The sequence below is a fragment of the Methanobrevibacter millerae genome (assembly GCF_001477655.1).
Classification (GTDB): Archaea; Methanobacteriota; Methanobacteria; order Methanobacteriales; family Methanobacteriaceae; genus Methanocatella; species Methanocatella millerae_A.
The window spans coordinates 2176324-2192465 of the sequence record NZ_CP011266.1 but is presented as its reverse complement, the minus strand read 5'-3'; the positions used below and the strand labels follow the sequence as shown (position 1 = coordinate 2192465).

General features: G+C 24.6%; 13 protein-coding genes. 7 read left to right on the top strand and 6 right to left on the bottom strand.

The window, feature by feature from the left end; translation table 11 throughout:
• Position 1: 1 nt before the first annotated feature.
• Positions 2-1357, top strand: coding sequence for an ABC transporter ATP-binding protein (locus SM9_RS11785; protein WP_232299125.1), 1356 nt, complete (start codon positions 2-4; stop codon positions 1355-1357).
• Between the two features lie 9 nt (positions 1358-1366).
• Here SM9_RS11785 and SM9_RS09840 read toward each other — a convergent pair whose 3' ends face one another.
• The 6 genes from SM9_RS09840 to SM9_RS12225 all read right to left on the bottom strand — a co-directional run bounded on the left by SM9_RS09840 (position 1367) and on the right by SM9_RS12225 (position 4455).
• Positions 1367-1699, bottom strand: coding sequence for a hypothetical protein (locus SM9_RS09840; RefSeq protein WP_058739972.1), 333 nt, complete (start codon positions 1697-1699; stop codon positions 1367-1369).
• 69 nt (positions 1700-1768) lie between these two features.
• Positions 1769-2482: a hypothetical protein gene (locus SM9_RS12430; RefSeq protein WP_232299124.1), complete on the bottom strand. Its 714-nt coding sequence runs from the start codon at positions 2480-2482 to the stop codon at positions 1769-1771.
• A gap of 303 nt (positions 2483-2785) precedes the next feature.
• On the bottom strand, positions 2786-3031 hold the full coding sequence (locus tag SM9_RS09825; protein WP_058739960.1) for a hypothetical protein: 246 nt from the start codon (positions 3029-3031) through the stop codon (positions 2786-2788).
• Positions 3032-3131: 100 nt separating this feature from the next.
• On the bottom strand, positions 3132-3356 hold the full coding sequence (locus tag SM9_RS12090) for a hypothetical protein (protein ID WP_157064728.1): 225 nt from the start codon (positions 3354-3356) through the stop codon (positions 3132-3134).
• Between the two features lie 402 nt (positions 3357-3758).
• Entirely contained in the window at positions 3759-3902 is a 144-nt protein-coding gene (locus tag SM9_RS12085) for a hypothetical protein (RefSeq protein ID WP_157064727.1), read from the bottom strand.
• A 262-nt stretch (positions 3903-4164) separates the two neighbouring features.
• On the bottom strand, positions 4165-4455 hold the full coding sequence (locus SM9_RS12225) for a hypothetical protein (protein ID WP_058739971.1): 291 nt from the start codon (positions 4453-4455) through the stop codon (positions 4165-4167).
• 162 nt (positions 4456-4617) lie between these two features.
• Here SM9_RS12225 and SM9_RS09815 point away from each other — a divergent pair, with 162 nt between their 5' ends.
• Genes SM9_RS09815 through SM9_RS09790 form a run of 6 tightly spaced genes read left to right on the top strand, consistent with a single transcriptional unit; the run spans position 4618 to position 15846 of the window.
• Positions 4618-8217, top strand: coding sequence for a bifunctional glycosyltransferase/CDP-glycerol:glycerophosphate glycerophosphotransferase (locus SM9_RS09815; protein ID WP_058739970.1), 3600 nt, complete (start codon positions 4618-4620; stop codon positions 8215-8217).
• Positions 8214-9242 carry an FkbM family methyltransferase gene (locus SM9_RS09810; RefSeq protein WP_058739969.1) on the top strand — a complete coding sequence of 343 codons (1029 nt, stop codon included), beginning with the start codon at positions 8214-8216 and terminating at the stop codon, positions 9240-9242. The genes SM9_RS09815 and SM9_RS09810 overlap by 4 nt, the downstream gene beginning before the upstream one ends.
• Positions 9243-9256: 14 nt before the next feature.
• Entirely contained in the window at positions 9257-10063 is an 807-nt protein-coding gene (locus tag SM9_RS09805) for an LbetaH domain-containing protein (RefSeq protein ID WP_058739968.1), read from the top strand.
• A 10-nt stretch (positions 10064-10073) separates the two neighbouring features.
• Positions 10074-11402 (top strand): glycosyltransferase family 2 protein, encoded by a 1329-nt coding sequence (locus tag SM9_RS09800; RefSeq protein WP_058739967.1) that lies wholly within the window; start codon positions 10074-10076, stop codon positions 11400-11402.
• Positions 11403-11408: 6 nt separating this feature from the next.
• Entirely contained in the window at positions 11409-13661 is a 2253-nt protein-coding gene (locus SM9_RS09795; RefSeq protein WP_058739966.1) for a glycosyltransferase family 2 protein, read from the top strand.
• Positions 13648-15846: a glycosyltransferase family 2 protein gene (locus SM9_RS09790; protein ID WP_058739965.1), complete on the top strand. Its 2199-nt coding sequence runs from the start codon at positions 13648-13650 to the stop codon at positions 15844-15846. Before SM9_RS09795 ends, SM9_RS09790 begins: the two co-directional genes overlap by 14 nt.
• Positions 15847-16142: the final 296 nt, after the last annotated feature.

Genomic DNA, 16142 nt, shown 5'->3' with positions numbered 1-16142 from the left:
AATGTCTTCAAAAAATAATAAATCATTGTTTAAAATAGATAAAAATGACAACATAAATGAATATGGTATTGGTGATTATAATCCATCTTATAATATGGGTAATGATGTTGGTGAAAATATAAATTCTAAGGATGGCATTAATTATTCTTTTGATGTCGATGAAAAGTTATATGATGAAGCTCAGTTTATTTTTAATGCTCTTAAAAATAAAAAATTAGATATTCCTGAAGATGAAGAAATTCAATTAAAACAAGATTTGAATTTAATATTATCTGCAGGTTCAATACAAAAAGATTTTCAAAATAATAATTCTAAAAAAAATAAATTAATTCTCAATGATGATACTAATGATTTAAAGAATACTTTGGATATTTACGAAAATTCAAATAATATTTCTAATTCTGATGATATTTTAAAAAATTTTGAAGATTCTTCTGATTCTATTAGTCATGTTGTTGATTTTGAAAAAAGTTTGAATGTGGAATCTGAAGATATTTTTCAAGATGATGTTTTAGAAGATGTAAATTTGGATTCATCTTCTGTTGATGATGCATTATCTGATTTGGTTGAAGATTATTCTAATGAAACTGTTATCAAGGTGGATAATGTATCTATGGATTATAAATTATCTAAAGATAAAATTGATACTTTAAAAGAATTTTTTATACGGACGATTAAACGCAACCGTGAGAAAACTAAAACTATTTCTGCACTTAAAAATATTTCTTTTGAGATTCCTCGAGGTGACCGTGTAGGAATTATAGGATTTAATGGTGCTGGAAAAAGTACTCTTCTTAAATTATTATCTAGAGTTTATGATCCAACTGAAGGAACGATTGAAACAAAAGGTAGAATCGCACCTTTACTTGAATTAGGTGCAGGTTTTGACATGAATTATACGGGTAAAGCAAATATTTTTTTAAATGGTGCATTTTTAGGGTTTTCTGAAGATTTCATTAAAGAAAAATATGATGAAATTGTTGAATTTTCAGAACTTGGTGATGCAATTAATTATCATGTAAAAACTTATTCTTCTGGAATGCGTGCTAAACTTGGTTTTTCAATCGCAACTATTGTTGAACCAGATATTTTAATAATTGATGAAATTTTATCTGTTGGGGATATTAAATTTCAAAGAAAAAGTTCTGATAAAATCCGTTCTTTAATTAATTCAGGGATTACTGTATTATTGGTTTCACATTCTGTTAGTCAAATAAGAGAATTATGTAATAAAGCTATTTGGATTGATGATGGTGAAATTAAGATGATGGGTGAAGTAAATAAAGTATGTGATGCTTATGTAAAAGCAGCAAATGATGCATCACAAGAACAATTAAAAAATATTAATTTGGATTAAATGACTCTTTCAAAAACTTTGTTGATTTTCAAAATCCTTTTTTCGATTGTCATTCCAAATTAGATTTCTGCGATATATTCGTTTTAAAACTCCTCGTTTGGTCTTGAATGTTCGTTTTCTGGATTTTGACATTGTTTTTTGGAAGGCATTTTCAATTTTGTTACTTGTTTTTTCAATTCGTCTGTCTTTTAAGTGATAAATGAAGCTTTTATATCTTGGGGTGATTGATTTTCTAATTATTTCATAAATTGCAGGATGAAATTCGTCTTTACGAAAAATTAAAGATTTCAATTCTTTTTCATCTTCATCATAATTATTTAAATCAAATAAATCTTTTATCATTTTCAATTGTTGATGACATTCTTTAAATTCTTCCTCAGAAAGATGAAATTTATCTTTAAAAACTTTTAATTATTTATTTAAACTTTTTTTAGCATGAAAAATACATAATTGATGTTTAAAACCTAGTTTTGGGATAATCTGAGGATATTTACCACCCAAATCTGTAGTAATTGCTTTTTTATTCTTATTTGCTGTTGATTCTTTTAAAAACTTTTTAACAGTAGTTTCATCTTCTGTATCATAAATTGCATCGGCTACAATACAATTAGAAATTGCATCTAATAGTGTATGACGATATTTCCATTCTCCATTGATTTTTAACCATTCTACATCAAAGACATAATATCCCGAACAACGATCTAAATCAAATTCTAAAATATTTTCATTAACAAAAAGCCAATTTTCAATTGTTTGATGTGAAACAGTGATTCCAAAGAACTTTTTAAAAGATTTACAAACATTTTTTAAGCTTCCCAAATAATCTGAAATTAAGTGCTCAGATTCACTTTTCAATTCATTCGTAAAATTGCTGTTTTTATCAACAAGACTTGTTAAATCAGTTTGAAATGTTTTACTACATCGTTTACAAATATAACTCTGAACTTTCACTTTAGTTTTACCAATTTCTTTAAATACTAACGTTCTTTTTGTAAAACCATATTTAACAACATGACGAGGCAAAGTTGAAAATTTTATGGGTTGAGGTATTTTGTGAGTAGGTTCTGCCAGAGATTGTTTGTTTGGATTTCTATTTCCTGTTGGAATATAACTTCTTCGTACCATTTTATTTCATTTAAGTCTAAAAATATGTCAATGCCTTGTGAGGTTATGAATCTTCTTTTATAGTATTCTTCCATTGTGTATTTGTAAAATCCTTCTATCAAATTGTTTGTTTTTGGGATTTTAGTATTTTCCATGTAATTAAATAGTTTGTCTTTGTCTTTTTCGAAATTTTCTAAGTAATTGCTAATATCTTTGGGTAAATATTGTATTCTGTTGTATAATGTGTTGAATTTTCTATTTGACTGTGATATTGTGTCTGTTTAGAATATTTCTGAGATTTTTGTGCTGCATTTTTCATATAACTTATGTTGTTGTTTTAGTTTTTTGATGTCTTTTCTGTATTTTTTTGTTTTTGTTGTTAGATTCTTTTATTTTGTTTAAGGACGTGTTTCTTTTTTTATCCTTTTTTGAGGGCCTTTCGATTTGTCCTTTTCCTTTTAATTTTTCTTTGTTTATTCTTTTGGTATTTTTTGTTTTTAAATATTCTAAAGTGCCTTGTTTTCTTTTGATTTTGCGTTGTTGTTTCCAGGTGAATGTTTTTTGGTTCATTATTTTGTGGAAAACGCATAAGTGTTGTTCGACTCCTAATTCTTTTAATATATTGGGATATGCATTGTTTCAGTCTGTTACGATTACTTCTTTTTTTAAATCAGGTAATAATAATGGATGTCTGGTATTGGGTGTTGTGGGGGTCGCTGTAGACTGATAGATCTTTTAGTGAATATTTGATGAATATTTTTACAAAATCAGAAGTGAATTCTTCATTTGGTATTTTTAAGTCATTGATTATAACACGAGTATTTGCATCTATTAAAGATAATTGTGTGTATTTTTGATTTTTATTTCCTATGAACTCTTCATCGTAGCAGTACACTCCAGAACATTCTAGTTTTGTTTTATTTAATAGATTTAGAATGCCTTTTCATTTTGCTTGTGAATACTGTGAATATTTATTCTTTTTGTGTAAATAAACGGTTGATCTGTGTATTTTTAATTTCCATTGTTTTTGTAAGAGTTTGGCTTTATTTTTATATGATGTGTGTTCTATTGAATCAATATTGAGTATTAAATCCATTATGTAGGTAGTGTAGTTGCAATGTCTCTCAACAATGCCATTTAAAGGTGTTGTTAGTGTTTTTCAACATTCACAGCATTTGTATCTTTGTTTATAAATTGGAAAGATCTTATTCATCTTCCAGAGCTTAATTTCATGTTTATGAAGCTTTCCACCACAAGGACAAGTCCTATCAGCCATATCATAGATAATTTTAACTTCTCAGGGCATAATAAATAATAAAAATAGTGCAATGATTGAAGGAACTTCTTGTGACAAGTAAATTTTTTCATATTTAAACCAAACAAATGAATTAAATATCTTTTCGGCATAAACTTTATCTGTAGGAGTTTTATTTCGTTTCATAATATAATATATGCTCCTACAACCTATTTAAAACTTATTTAAGACCTAAAATTACTCATTTTTAACTATGCCAGATTATTATATCGAGCAATTAATATATTTGCCTTCATAAAAAGCGTTGTTTTAAAATTAAAAGAGGCATTATTAAATTAAAGGTATCCAAAACTTTATTAATAAAATCTGCCAAATATTGCATCAAATGACCTATAAATTTACAATTATTTATTGTTTTTCATATAAACTTATAAAATAACTTAAATTGTTATAATATTAGTTTTAAATTAGTAATATCCTGTTTTAAAAAATATAAACCCATAAAATTTTCAAATTTGTCATGACGAGTACCACAATATGGACATCGAGCTAAAATCATTTTAAAATAAGGAATATCCTTCTTAAAACTCAAATCAAAAGATTTCAGAGCCTTTTGGCAGGATTTAAAAATTTTCACAAAACGGGGATCTGAAAGTACAAATCCATCATTAGAATCGCAAAATATATATTGTTTAACATCTAAAATACTATTTGGAGTATTTGTTTTTTGGTTAGGCATAATAAGAACTTTTACTCCACCTATTAATTAAATTTAACTATTTTTAAACAAAATTAAAAATTCAAAACTAAATTTCATAAAAAAATTTCAAATCAACAAAGTTTTTGAAAGAGTCGATTAAATCCTATCTTTTAAATACTTATACATATAAAATAGTAAGTAATGAATTCAATTGCAGTTTCTGTTATTATTCCTGTTTATAATACAGAATTATTTTTACCAAAATGTTTAGATAGTGTTCTTAATCAAACATTAAGCAATATTGAAATTATATGTATTAATGATGGGTCTGCAGATAATTCATTAGAAATTCTTAAAAATTATCAAAAAATTGATAATCGTATTAAAATTATTGATAAAGATAATGAAGGACAGGGTATTGCTCGAAATATTGGTATTGATAAGGCAATTGGTGAGTATATTGCTTTTGTTGATAGTGATGATTTTATCAAAGAGGATATGCTTGAAAAATTATATAATTCTTCTAAAAAGTCTAATCTTGATTTGGTGATGTGTAAAGTAGCATCATATGATGAATTAACAAATGAAATTAATGATAGTTTATGGTATTATTCTTTAGGAATTTTCAAAGATTTTGAAAGAGATGTTTTTTCCCATAAAGATACAATGGAGTTTACCTGTGAAATTTCAGTAACTCCATATAATAAACTATATAAAAATTCTTTTATTAAAAAGCATAATATTAAATTTGCTGAAAATCTAATTTTTGAGGATGAAGTTTTTTTTTATGATGTATATCTTAAAGCAAATAAAGTTTCTATTGTTGATGAAACATTATATTATTATAGAATCAATCGTGAAGGTTCTACCGTTGAAAAAACAGAATATAAAGATTATTCTGATATAGTGCCTATTTTTAAGTTAATCATAGAAAAATTCATTGAAACAAACAATTGGCATGACTATAAAGTTAATGTATCTAACAGGTTTATACATTTAATGTTGTGGCGTTATTCACAAACTTCAAATAAATATAGAAAATCTTTTTTTTATTCTCTTAAAGAATTGTTAATTCAATTATTGCAAGATAATGAAATTAAAGATAATTTAAGTTTAAAAATAAAGCATCGTGTAAATTTATTAATTAATTCAGTTGACTATGACGATTTTGTGATTAATGATAAATATAAATTGTTTTCTATTGTAATGGCCTGTTACAATGTTGAAAATTATATTTCTGATGCTATCGAATCCGTAATCAATCAAAGTTTTGGTTTTGAAAGTAATGTTGAACTTATTTTAGTCGATGATGGAAGCACTGATAAAACCTCTGAAATCTGTCTTAATTATGTGAATAATTATCCCGATAATATCAAATATTTCTATCAAGAAAATCAAGGCCAAGCCAGTGCACGTAATTTAGGATTAAAACACATAAATGGTAAATACGTAAATTTTTTAGATTCTGATGATACATTGAGGGCAGATACATTAGAATATGTTTTTCCTTTTTTTGAAAAACATTTTGATGATATAGATTTGGTTTCTATTCCAATTAGATTTTTTGAAAGGCAAAAAGGAGATCACAAGTTAAATTATAAATATAAAACAGATAAAGTAGTTGATTTGAATAAATTTTGGTGTTATCCTCAACTTTCAGCATCTTCTGCCTTTTTTAAATCAGAACTTTTTGACAAGTTTGAATTTGATACTAATCTAGTTAGTTCTGAAGATTCAATAATGGTAAATAAAATTCTTTTAGAAAAAATGGCTTATGGTGTTGTTAAAAAAGGAGCATATAATTATAGAAAACGTTTCGATGAATCTTCTACAATTGATACTTCAAATAAGAGTATAAACTTTTATAATAATCGCCTAAAAAATTATTTTATTAATTTAATAAATTATTCTCTTGAAAAATATTCTCTTGTCCCAAAGTTTATTCAATACATGATTATTTATGATATTCAGTGGATATTTTATTCTAATAATGTTCAATTGTTATTAGCTAAGAATAATGAATCTGAGGAATTTTATAATAATCTTAAATATATTGCCAAGTTTCTGGATGATGAAATAATTCTTAAACATCGCAATGTTACATTAAATGTTAAAAACTATCTTTTAAAATCAAAATATGATTCTGAAACTTCAACAAAAATTGAAGATGGGGATGTTGTAATATATGTTGGAGATATATTGCTTGACCGTTTATCTATACATAAATTCTGGTTAGATATAATTGAAATAAAAAGAAATACTCTGTATATTTCAGGAATGTTCAAATCATTTTTTGATAAAAATAAAATTGAGATAGTATTAACTAAAGAAATTAATGATGAGATTTTTGAATATTCATCTAAATGTATTGAGTATTCAGATCGTATTTCCGATGAATTTTCCGAATCAATTATTAATTTCGATTTTGAAGTACCCTTGTCCGAAGATAAACAATCTGTTATTGGGTTATATGTTAAGTATTCTTCATCAGAAGATGTTTTTGTCAATTTAGAAATGGATTTCTTAAGTCATGCTAGAATGTCTAAAGTAAGTAACTATTCAATTTGGGATAATTATTTAATTAAATACTATGGAAAAGGATTTGTGATTAAAAGATATCATTATTTTAACATGATTAAATCAGAAATTCCTGTTTTAAAAAATATTTTCATTAAAAAAGGTCCTTATTGGACTTCTGCATTGATTTTTAGATTTTTATATCTGTTATTGTTCCCATTTTATAGAAATAAAAAAATTTGGTTATTTATGGATAGACGCCATCAGGCTGATGATAATGCAGAACATCTTTATAAATATTCTATTAAACAAAATGATCGAATTAAAAAGTATTATACTATTTGTGAGGATTCAAATGATTTTAATAGATTAAAAAATTTGGATAATATTGTTCCGTTTTATTCTATTAAACAACGTTTAATATATTTATTTGCAGATAAAATTATTTCATCCCATCCTGATGAAAATATTTTAAATCCATTTTGGGGTAAAAATATTAAATATTATTCTGGGTTGATAAATTCAGGTAAAATATTCTTACAGCATGGAGTTACTAAAGATGATATATCTATGTGGCTAAAAAAATATGATAAAAACATTGAACTTTTAGTAACTGTTTCGGAGATAGAACGAAATTCATTCTATCAATATAAGTATAATTATAATGATGGTGTTGTTCAAGTATTGGGCTTTCCAAGATTTGATGGTTTGGAGAATATTTCAGATAAGAAACAAATTTTAATAATGCCTTCTTGGAGAGAAAATTTATCATATACTTATAAAAGTCAAATTAATAAATCAGAGTATTTTAAAAAAATTAATTCGTTAATTAATAATGAAAAGTTAGTTAATTTAGCTAAAGAATATGGATATAAAATTATTTTCAAACCTCATCCTAAAGTTTATGAATTCATTGATTTATTTAATAAAAAAGAAGAAGTTATTTTTGATGAATCAACACGCTATCAAGAATTATTCAATAATTCTTCTATACTAATCACAGACTATTCAAGTGTAGCATTTGATTTTTCATATAATAAGAAGCCTATTGTTTACTATCAATATGGGGATGATTATAATTTTAAAAACAGGTATTTTAACTATGAAACAATGGGGTTTGGTGAAGTTACAAAAGATGAAGATGAATTAATTGATATAATTGAAGAATATTTGAAAACTGATTGTAATATGAAAGAGATATATAATAAAAGAGTGGATAATTTTTATATGTTTAATGATAAAAATAATTGTAAGCGAGTTTATGAGGCTATTATAAAATTATGAATTTTAAAAATAAATTATTATCTAAAAGTAATCAATATAATTTTTATAAAGAAAATTATGAAAAGCTTCTAGAAGAAAATAAAGAACTTAAAGAAAGAATTAAATTTATTTCTTATCAGAATAGGATTAAGAAAAATGCCGGAAGTTTTTGTGATTGGGATTATATAGATTATTTTTATCGAGAAGATTTTGGGGATAAATTATCTGAAATGATAAAAGATTTACCTAAAGAATCACAAAATTATTTTAGATTTGCATATTTACGTGCTATCGCTGTTAATTTTATGAAAAGGGATACTTTATTCAATAATTTTGAAGTTGAAGAACAAAATAGATTTTCTCAATTTGAATTAGAATGCATGTCAGAAAATAAGATATTGGATTATGAATTTGTTGATAATAATTTCAATATTCATTGTTTTGCTAATGACCCGTTTAATGATAAAGATAAAGAATTCTTAAAAGATAAGGATATAATTGATGCTGGTGCTTATACTGGAGATTCCTCAATATCTTTATCAAATTTAACTTCAAGTAATGTTTATGCTTTTGAACCATTTCAAGAATCTTATGAAAAACTGGTTCAAAATATTAAACTGAATAATATAACTAATATTGTACCGGTTCAAGCTTCATTAAGTGATAAGAATGGTGAAATGGAGTTATATGTCTCTGGAGATAATTATCAGGGAATAACGTCTGATTCAAATAGGCGAAAATTTGATAATTCTTTTTCAATTCAATCAATGACGATTGATTCTTATGTTGAAGAAAATAATTTAAATGTTGGTCTTATTAAGGTAGATGTTGAAGGTGAAGAAAAAAATCTCCTTAAAGGAGCAATTAATACATTAAAAACTCAAAAGCCAATTTTATTTTTGAGTATTTATCATAGTGTTGATGATTTTTTTGATATAAAACCTTGGATTGATCATTTGGATTTGGGATATAAATTTATTTTATCTAAAGAACAACCTTGGACATTTATTGCAGATACAATATTGGAATGTCGAGCTTATGATTAAAAGAAGTGTTTATTATGGAAATTGTAAGAAGTATTGATGATTTTTCATCTTTAAAAGAGAATAGGATTACTGGAAACCCTAATATGTCTAGTTCAAAAATTACATTTCACGGTTCTGGAAATGTATTATATTGTGAAAATAATGTGAATTTAGTTGATTGCTCAATATTATTTGGGGGCAGCAACTCTTTAATCTATTTATCAAGTACTAATAGTAATTACTCTTTTAATTTACATATTTTTCAAAATTCTGTTGTTTTTATAGGTAGGGATAACAATTTGACTCCTCCAATTAATATTAATGTTCAAGAGCATCAAAATTTAATTATTGGTGATGAAGGTATAATCGGTAGTGGTACAAATATTAGAACCTCTGATGCACATATTGTTTATGATATAAATACTAAAAAAAGAGTTAATCATAGTGGCAGTGTTTTAATTGGGGACCATGTATGGCTGGGACATTTGTCTTATGTGAGTAAAGGAGTAAATATTGGATCTGGATCTATTATTGATAATTATTCTTATGTGCCATCTTATGTTAAGTTAGAGTCTAATAATTTATATGGTGGAAATCCAATTAATTTGTTAAAAAAAGAAGTATTTTTTACAAAGGATTATGTAGGTAACTTTGAAAATGAATACTCCGAAAATGTCGATGAGTATGTGAGTGGAATATATGTGTATTCTCAAAAACCTGGTGAAACATTGGACTTTAATAAAGTTTCTTCATTATTATCTAACTTTAAAGTTGAAGAAAAATTAGATTTTATTGAAAAATTATTTATACGAAATAAAAAACATGATAGGTTCTCTATTTAATGTGATTTGAATGAACAATCCTAAAGTTTCAATAATTATTCCAGTTTATAATTCTGAGAGTTTATTAACTGATTGCTTAATGTCTGTTAAAAACCAAACATTGTCAGATATAGAGATAATCTGTATTGATGATGGGTCAACAGATAATTCTTTTAAAATTCTTAAAGATTTTTCGAATGGTGATAAAAGATTTAAAATTTTTCATCAAGAAAATTCTGGTGCAGGTTTCAGTAGGAATGTGGCGTTAGAAAAGGTTACTGGAGATTTTGTTTTATTTTTAGATTCTGATGATTGGATTGAAAAGGATACTTGTGAAAAATTATATAATCAAGCCATTAATCTGCATTCTGATTTGGTTTTATTTGATGCAGTAAGACATTTACCAGATAATCAATCAATGGATTTAATTCATTTTTTAGGTGTGGATTCTAATAAAGATTTTTCATCATTATCATTTGATTATAAATTAGTCAAAAATAAAGTATTAAATGCATATTTTGGGGTTATATGGTCTAAATTTTATAAAAGTTCTTTTATTTTTGAAAATAACATTAAATTTCCTTATCATAAATTGTATAATGATGTTGAATTTCATGTTAAATCCATGTTGTTGGCTAAAAGAATATCCTATTTTCCTAAAATTTTTTATCATTATAATAGGATAGGTCAAGATTCACTTCAAACTTTATATGTATCATCGAGTGAAGCTATTGTTTTTTATGATGTGATGTGTGGTATAAAAGAATTTTTATTGGAGAATAACTTTTTTGATGAATTTAAATTAGAATTTATAGAATTTACTTTTAAAGAATTTGAACGTAAATTAAATGAAATAGATGATGAATTTAAACTACAATATTTTGAAAAGATTAAACTATTTTTAAAATCATTAAATATCTCAGCACATGACTTGAATAAAATTTCATTTTATTATCTTGTTTTTTATATTCATTCTATGATTTCAGAAAATTATGCAGAATTTAAATTAATGCAAGATAATTATAATGGTGATGTGTCATTAGATGATTTGGATGATATTTCTTATTCAGAAAAATATTTAATTAAAGATTATTTGTTCATTTTAGAGAATAATTTTTCACAGTTAGTCAATTATTCAGAAGAATTGGAATATTATTTGAATTTTTATAAACAAAAAAGTTTATCAAACAAAAAATTAATTAATCATTATTCGTCTGATGAGGTGATGCATCTTAATGACATGATTAAATATCTTAATCAACAAAATGATTATTTAATGGATGAAAATTTGGAATTAAAAAATCAACTAAATGAAAGTATTATTTCTAAAATCATTAAAAAAATTAGTGGATTGAGGTGATGTTTTATGTATGGTGAAAAATATTTAATTTCCATAATTATTCCAGTTTATAACTCTGAAAATTATATTCATGATTCATTTAATTCAATTAAAGAACAATCTATTGGTTTTGAAAATATTGAATTGATATTTGTTGATGATTATTCGACTGATAACTCCAGACAAATTATAAAACAATATTCTCTTGAGTATGATAATGTTAAATGTATTTTATTAAATGATAATAGTGGATTTGGAGGTCAACCCCGTAATGTGGGTATTCAAAATGCAACATCTGATTATATAATGTTTTTAGATTCGGATGATATTTTTTATCATGATGCTTGTGAAAAATTGTATCAAGAAATTTATAATAATGATTTGGATTTGGTATCTGGTTATTATGTTACAAATGATGATGGTATAAAGAATAATCATATTTTCTTTGAAAAGGATTTTAAACTTAATAATGTTTTTGAAGATTTTAAAATTTTGATATATCCTCCGGCCATAATGTCTAAAATTTATAAAAAATCAGTAATATTAGAAAATAATATTCAATTTCCTATTGGTGTGCCTGGTGAAGATTTGGTTTTTTCTACAAACTATTTTTTACATGCCCATGGGATTTCTTTCATTGATTTTCCAGTTTTTGAGTATGTTATTCGAAATTCATCTATTGAAAAATCGGTTAGTTATGAAAGAAATAAAACATATTTGAAAGGATTATATGATTCTTATTTTGAATTATATGATTTATTATTGTCTGTTGGTGAGGAATTAACTTATGTTGGCCTTTCTCGTTTAAATTATTGGATTAGTCAATTTATTGATAGTGATTTGGTATTTGAAGATCGTGTCAATCTTTTAAAGGATTGCAATTTTTTATTTATTGAATTTGAAAAAAATGATAATCTTCGCCCTCATAAAGAGTATAATTCATTATTTAAAGAAATCTCTAATAAAAATTTTCATGAAGCAAGTAAAATTGCAATATCTATTAAGAATGAAAAACAAACTCTTGATAATTTGTCAATATTGTATGATAATTTAAACAATTTTAATAAAGCTTTAATAAATATTAATTCTCAATTGATTATGTTGAGATTATTATTTGAAAATTGTTCGATTGATGAATTATTTAAAGGTATTGATTTAATTGAAAAATGGGATTTATTTGATTATGAATATTATCGGTCAAAATATAATTATACTCTTAATTTTAATCCATTATTACATTATCTTTCTATAGGCCATAATCAAGGTAAAAATCCTAGTGTTTCATTCGATGGGAAATTTTATGAAAGTTCTAACATTAATATTATTAATTCTAAATTAAATCCATTACTTTATTTTGTTTTATATGGTATTGATGAAGGTAATGTTTTAATAAATAAAGATGTATATCCTTATCATAAATCGATTAATAAACGGTTATTGGATGCTAAAATTAAAAATTTTAATGAATTTGGTGTTACAACTCATAAAAGAGATAAAAAATTAATTGTTTCATTAACTTCGTTTCCTGAAAGGTTATATGATATTCATTATTGCATATTCTCAATTTTTAATCAAAGTATTAAACCTGATGAAGTTGTTTTGTGGTTAGCTTCTGATCAATTTCCTAATGGTGAAAATGATATTCCTCCGAATGTTTTAAATCTTAAAAAGTTTGGTTTAAAGATTAAGTGGTGTAAAGATGTTAAATCCTATAAAAAGTTAATTCCAGCATTATCTGAATATCCAAATGATTTGATTGTCACTGCTGATGATGATTTATTTTATCCTAAAAATTGGTTAGAATTATTGTATGATGAGCATAAAAAAAATCCCAAGTATATTATTTGCCAGAGATCAAGAAATGTTTCTTTAAATACGGAGGGCTCTTTTGAAAGTTATAATGATTGGGAATTAAATGTTGGTGAAACTAAACCTTCTTTCATTAATCTTTCTACAAATGGTGCGGGATCATTATTTCCACCGAATTCTTTACATGAGGATGTTTGTAATAATGAATTATTTGAAAAATTATGTCCTACTGCTGATGATATTTGGGTATGGGCTATGGCTATTTTAAATAAAACTAAAATAAAATGTGTGAAAAATAATATGTTTCAATTAACTTATATTAACTTGGCGAGAGAATTAAATATTATTAATGAAAAAACTTTATATTCATCAAATTTTGATGGTGGAAATGATTTACAACTTAAACAGGTTATTGATTATTATCCTGATGTTTTAAAATCTGTAAAGGAGGATTATTATGAATCAAATTAAAATTTCAGTTATAATGCCAGTTTATAATGATGAAAAAGTGATTCGGGAGTCATTAGATAGTGTATTTAATCAAACTTTAACAGATTTGGAGGTCATATGTATTAATGATGGATCAACTGATAATTCTTTAAAAATTTTAAAAAATTATAAATCAAAATATGGTGAAAAAATTAAAATTTTTAATCAAGAAAATCAAGGTTCAGGCATTGCAAGAAATAATGCTATGATACATACTAATGGTGAGTATATTGCATTTTTAGATTCTGATGATATGTTTATTGATAAAACCGCATTAGAACAAATGTATGATGTAGCTATTAAAGATGATACTTCTATGATTTCTGCTAATCTTAAAGTTATAGATTTAAATGGTGAATTGATAATTAATAAAAATCTTAGGCGATTTTCCAAACATGAAATTTTAAAACCTGAAGATTATGGTATACCCTACTCTTTTTATAAAAATATTTTCAAGAGAGAATTTATAATTGATAATAATTTTAAATTTCCTGATTTACTTAGAGGTCAGGATCCAGTATTTTTTGCTGAAATTTTATCTAAATTAGACAATTTTTCTACGGTTCCTGTTGATTTTTATGCATTACGTTCTGCAGGCAATAATTTCGGTAAAATAAATACACATCGAAAGAAACATGATTATATTGAACACTTTAAGTTAGTTTTTGAAATATTACAAAATTCAGGTTTTGATAATTTATCTAATCAATATAAAAATCAATTATTTTATTATCTTAAATCTCCTGAGAATTCATCTGAAGATAAAAATGAAATTAAAAATATTGTTCATGATGTTTTTAAAGATGATGAATTAATTATAAATGCTTGTGATTCTTTTTTCAATAAAATTAAAGTTTCCTTAATTATTCCAGTATATAACGCAGAAGAATTCCTTGATGAATCAATTAATAGTTTATTAAATCAAACATTAAAAGATATTGAACTAGTTTGTGTTAATGATGGTTCTAAGGATAACTCTTTAAAAATGTTGGAAGATTTTGCAAAGAATGATGATAGAATTAAAATCATCAATCAAGAAAATCAAGGTTGTGGTGCTGCTAGAAATAAAGCATTGGATAATGCTAAAGGGGATTATATTTACTTTTTTGATCCCGATGATTATTTAACTCCAAATGCATTAGAAAAATTATATGATAATGCAATTTCAAATAATTCCGATTTTGTAATATTTAAAATAGCTAGTTTTAGGGATGGTGAACCTATAAATTATGATGAACCAGGGTTTGAATTTGAAAAAATTTTTAATGATGTTGATTTTGATAATTTTACATTTAATTATCGGGCTATAAAAAGGCATGTTCTTTTGAGTTCATTTGCACCTTGGACTAAATTTTATAAAAAAGAATTTTTGGATAAATATAATGACTTTAGATTTCATACGAATGTTGCTTTTGATGATGTACCATTCCATGTTCAATCAATGATTCGGGCAGAAAGAATTTCTTATGTTCCAGAATTTTTTTATCATTACAGGTTATCTAATCCAAATTCTGTTAATAACACTGCATCTAATGCTCCAGATATATTCAAAATTATCGATTATGTTGAAAATTTTCTTGAAAATGAGGGTTGTTTTGATGAATTCAGGGAGGATTTTTCAATTTTTAAAATAACTCAATTATCAATGTATATTAGTTCTTCTCATTCTGAAGATTATTTTAAAATGGTTAAGTTAGCAATTGAGGATATGAATTTTTTAAATACTGATGCATATGTTGGTATTATAAAAAGAAATAATGCATTGAAACGTTTTAATGCAATTATGAATTCAAATTCTATAATGGAGTATAAATTGAATTTAAGCAATGATTCAGTTGATTTGGGATTTTTGGAAAATAATATTTATTTAAAAGAAATTGATAGAATCCAAAATGAAATTAGTAATTTGGCTTTGTTTTCAAAAGATTTAGAAAAAAACTTTGAAAAAATTGATAATAATATTAATTTGAATAAAGAATTGTATAATTCTGTTAAAATTTTAGCAAAAAAAGATAATAATTTAAATGTATCATTTAAATACAATCAATTCAATAGTTCAAATGAATCAAATAAAATTATGGTTTTGGAAGATAGAAATAAGTATCTTCTTAAAAAATATAATGAACTTTTAAATAAAAGATTTTTTAATAATATATTTAAAAAATGACTTTTTTTTATTTTTTGAGGATGCGGCATGAAGTCACAATTTTTTAATTTTATTTGGTCATTTTTTTTCTTTAATCTTAAATACTATGAAGTATAATTTTTCAGCATTGATATTAATATTTGTGGGGTTTATTCTTGGTTTAAAAGATTATAATATAAATTGGAGTATGTTATCCATTGAACTTATGAATTTGATTCCTAAGTTTATTTGTGTTATTTTTATTAAACATGTTGTTTATTTAATTATTTGTTCGAAAGTAATCCGGGAATTTTGTGGACTCTTTTTCACTATATTTG

Excerpts from the sequence above, each read along its gene's own strand:
- SM9_RS09790 (WP_058739965.1), top strand. The coding sequence starts at position 13,648 with ATGAATCAAATTAAAATTTCAGTTATAATGCCAGTTTATAATGATGAA.
- SM9_RS09810 (WP_058739969.1), top strand. The coding sequence starts at position 8,214 with ATGAATTTTAAAAATAAATTATTATCTAAAAGTAATCAATATAATTTT.
- SM9_RS09800 (WP_058739967.1), top strand. The coding sequence starts at position 10,074 with ATGAACAATCCTAAAGTTTCAATAATTATTCCAGTTTATAATTCTGAG.
- SM9_RS09795 (WP_058739966.1), top strand. The coding sequence starts at position 11,409 with ATGTATGGTGAAAAATATTTAATTTCCATAATTATTCCAGTTTATAAC.
- SM9_RS09825 (WP_058739960.1), bottom strand. The coding sequence starts at position 3,031 with ATGAACCAAAAAACATTCACCTGGAAACAACAACGCAAAATCAAAAGA.
- SM9_RS12225 (WP_058739971.1), bottom strand. The coding sequence starts at position 4,455 with ATGCCTAACCAAAAAACAAATACTCCAAATAGTATTTTAGATGTTAAA.
- SM9_RS12430 (WP_232299124.1), bottom strand. The coding sequence starts at position 2,482 with ATGGTACGAAGAAGTTATATTCCAACAGGAAATAGAAATCCAAACAAA.
- SM9_RS11785 (WP_232299125.1), top strand. The coding sequence starts at position 2 with ATGTCTTCAAAAAATAATAAATCATTGTTTAAAATAGATAAAAATGAC.
- SM9_RS09805 (WP_058739968.1), top strand. The coding sequence starts at position 9,257 with ATGGAAATTGTAAGAAGTATTGATGATTTTTCATCTTTAAAAGAGAAT.
- SM9_RS12085 (WP_157064727.1), bottom strand. The coding sequence starts at position 3,902 with ATGAAACGAAATAAAACTCCTACAGATAAAGTTTATGCCGAAAAGATA.
- SM9_RS09840 (WP_058739972.1), bottom strand. The coding sequence starts at position 1,699 with ATGATAAAAGATTTATTTGATTTAAATAATTATGATGAAGATGAAAAA.
- SM9_RS09815 (WP_058739970.1), top strand. The coding sequence starts at position 4,618 with ATGAATTCAATTGCAGTTTCTGTTATTATTCCTGTTTATAATACAGAA.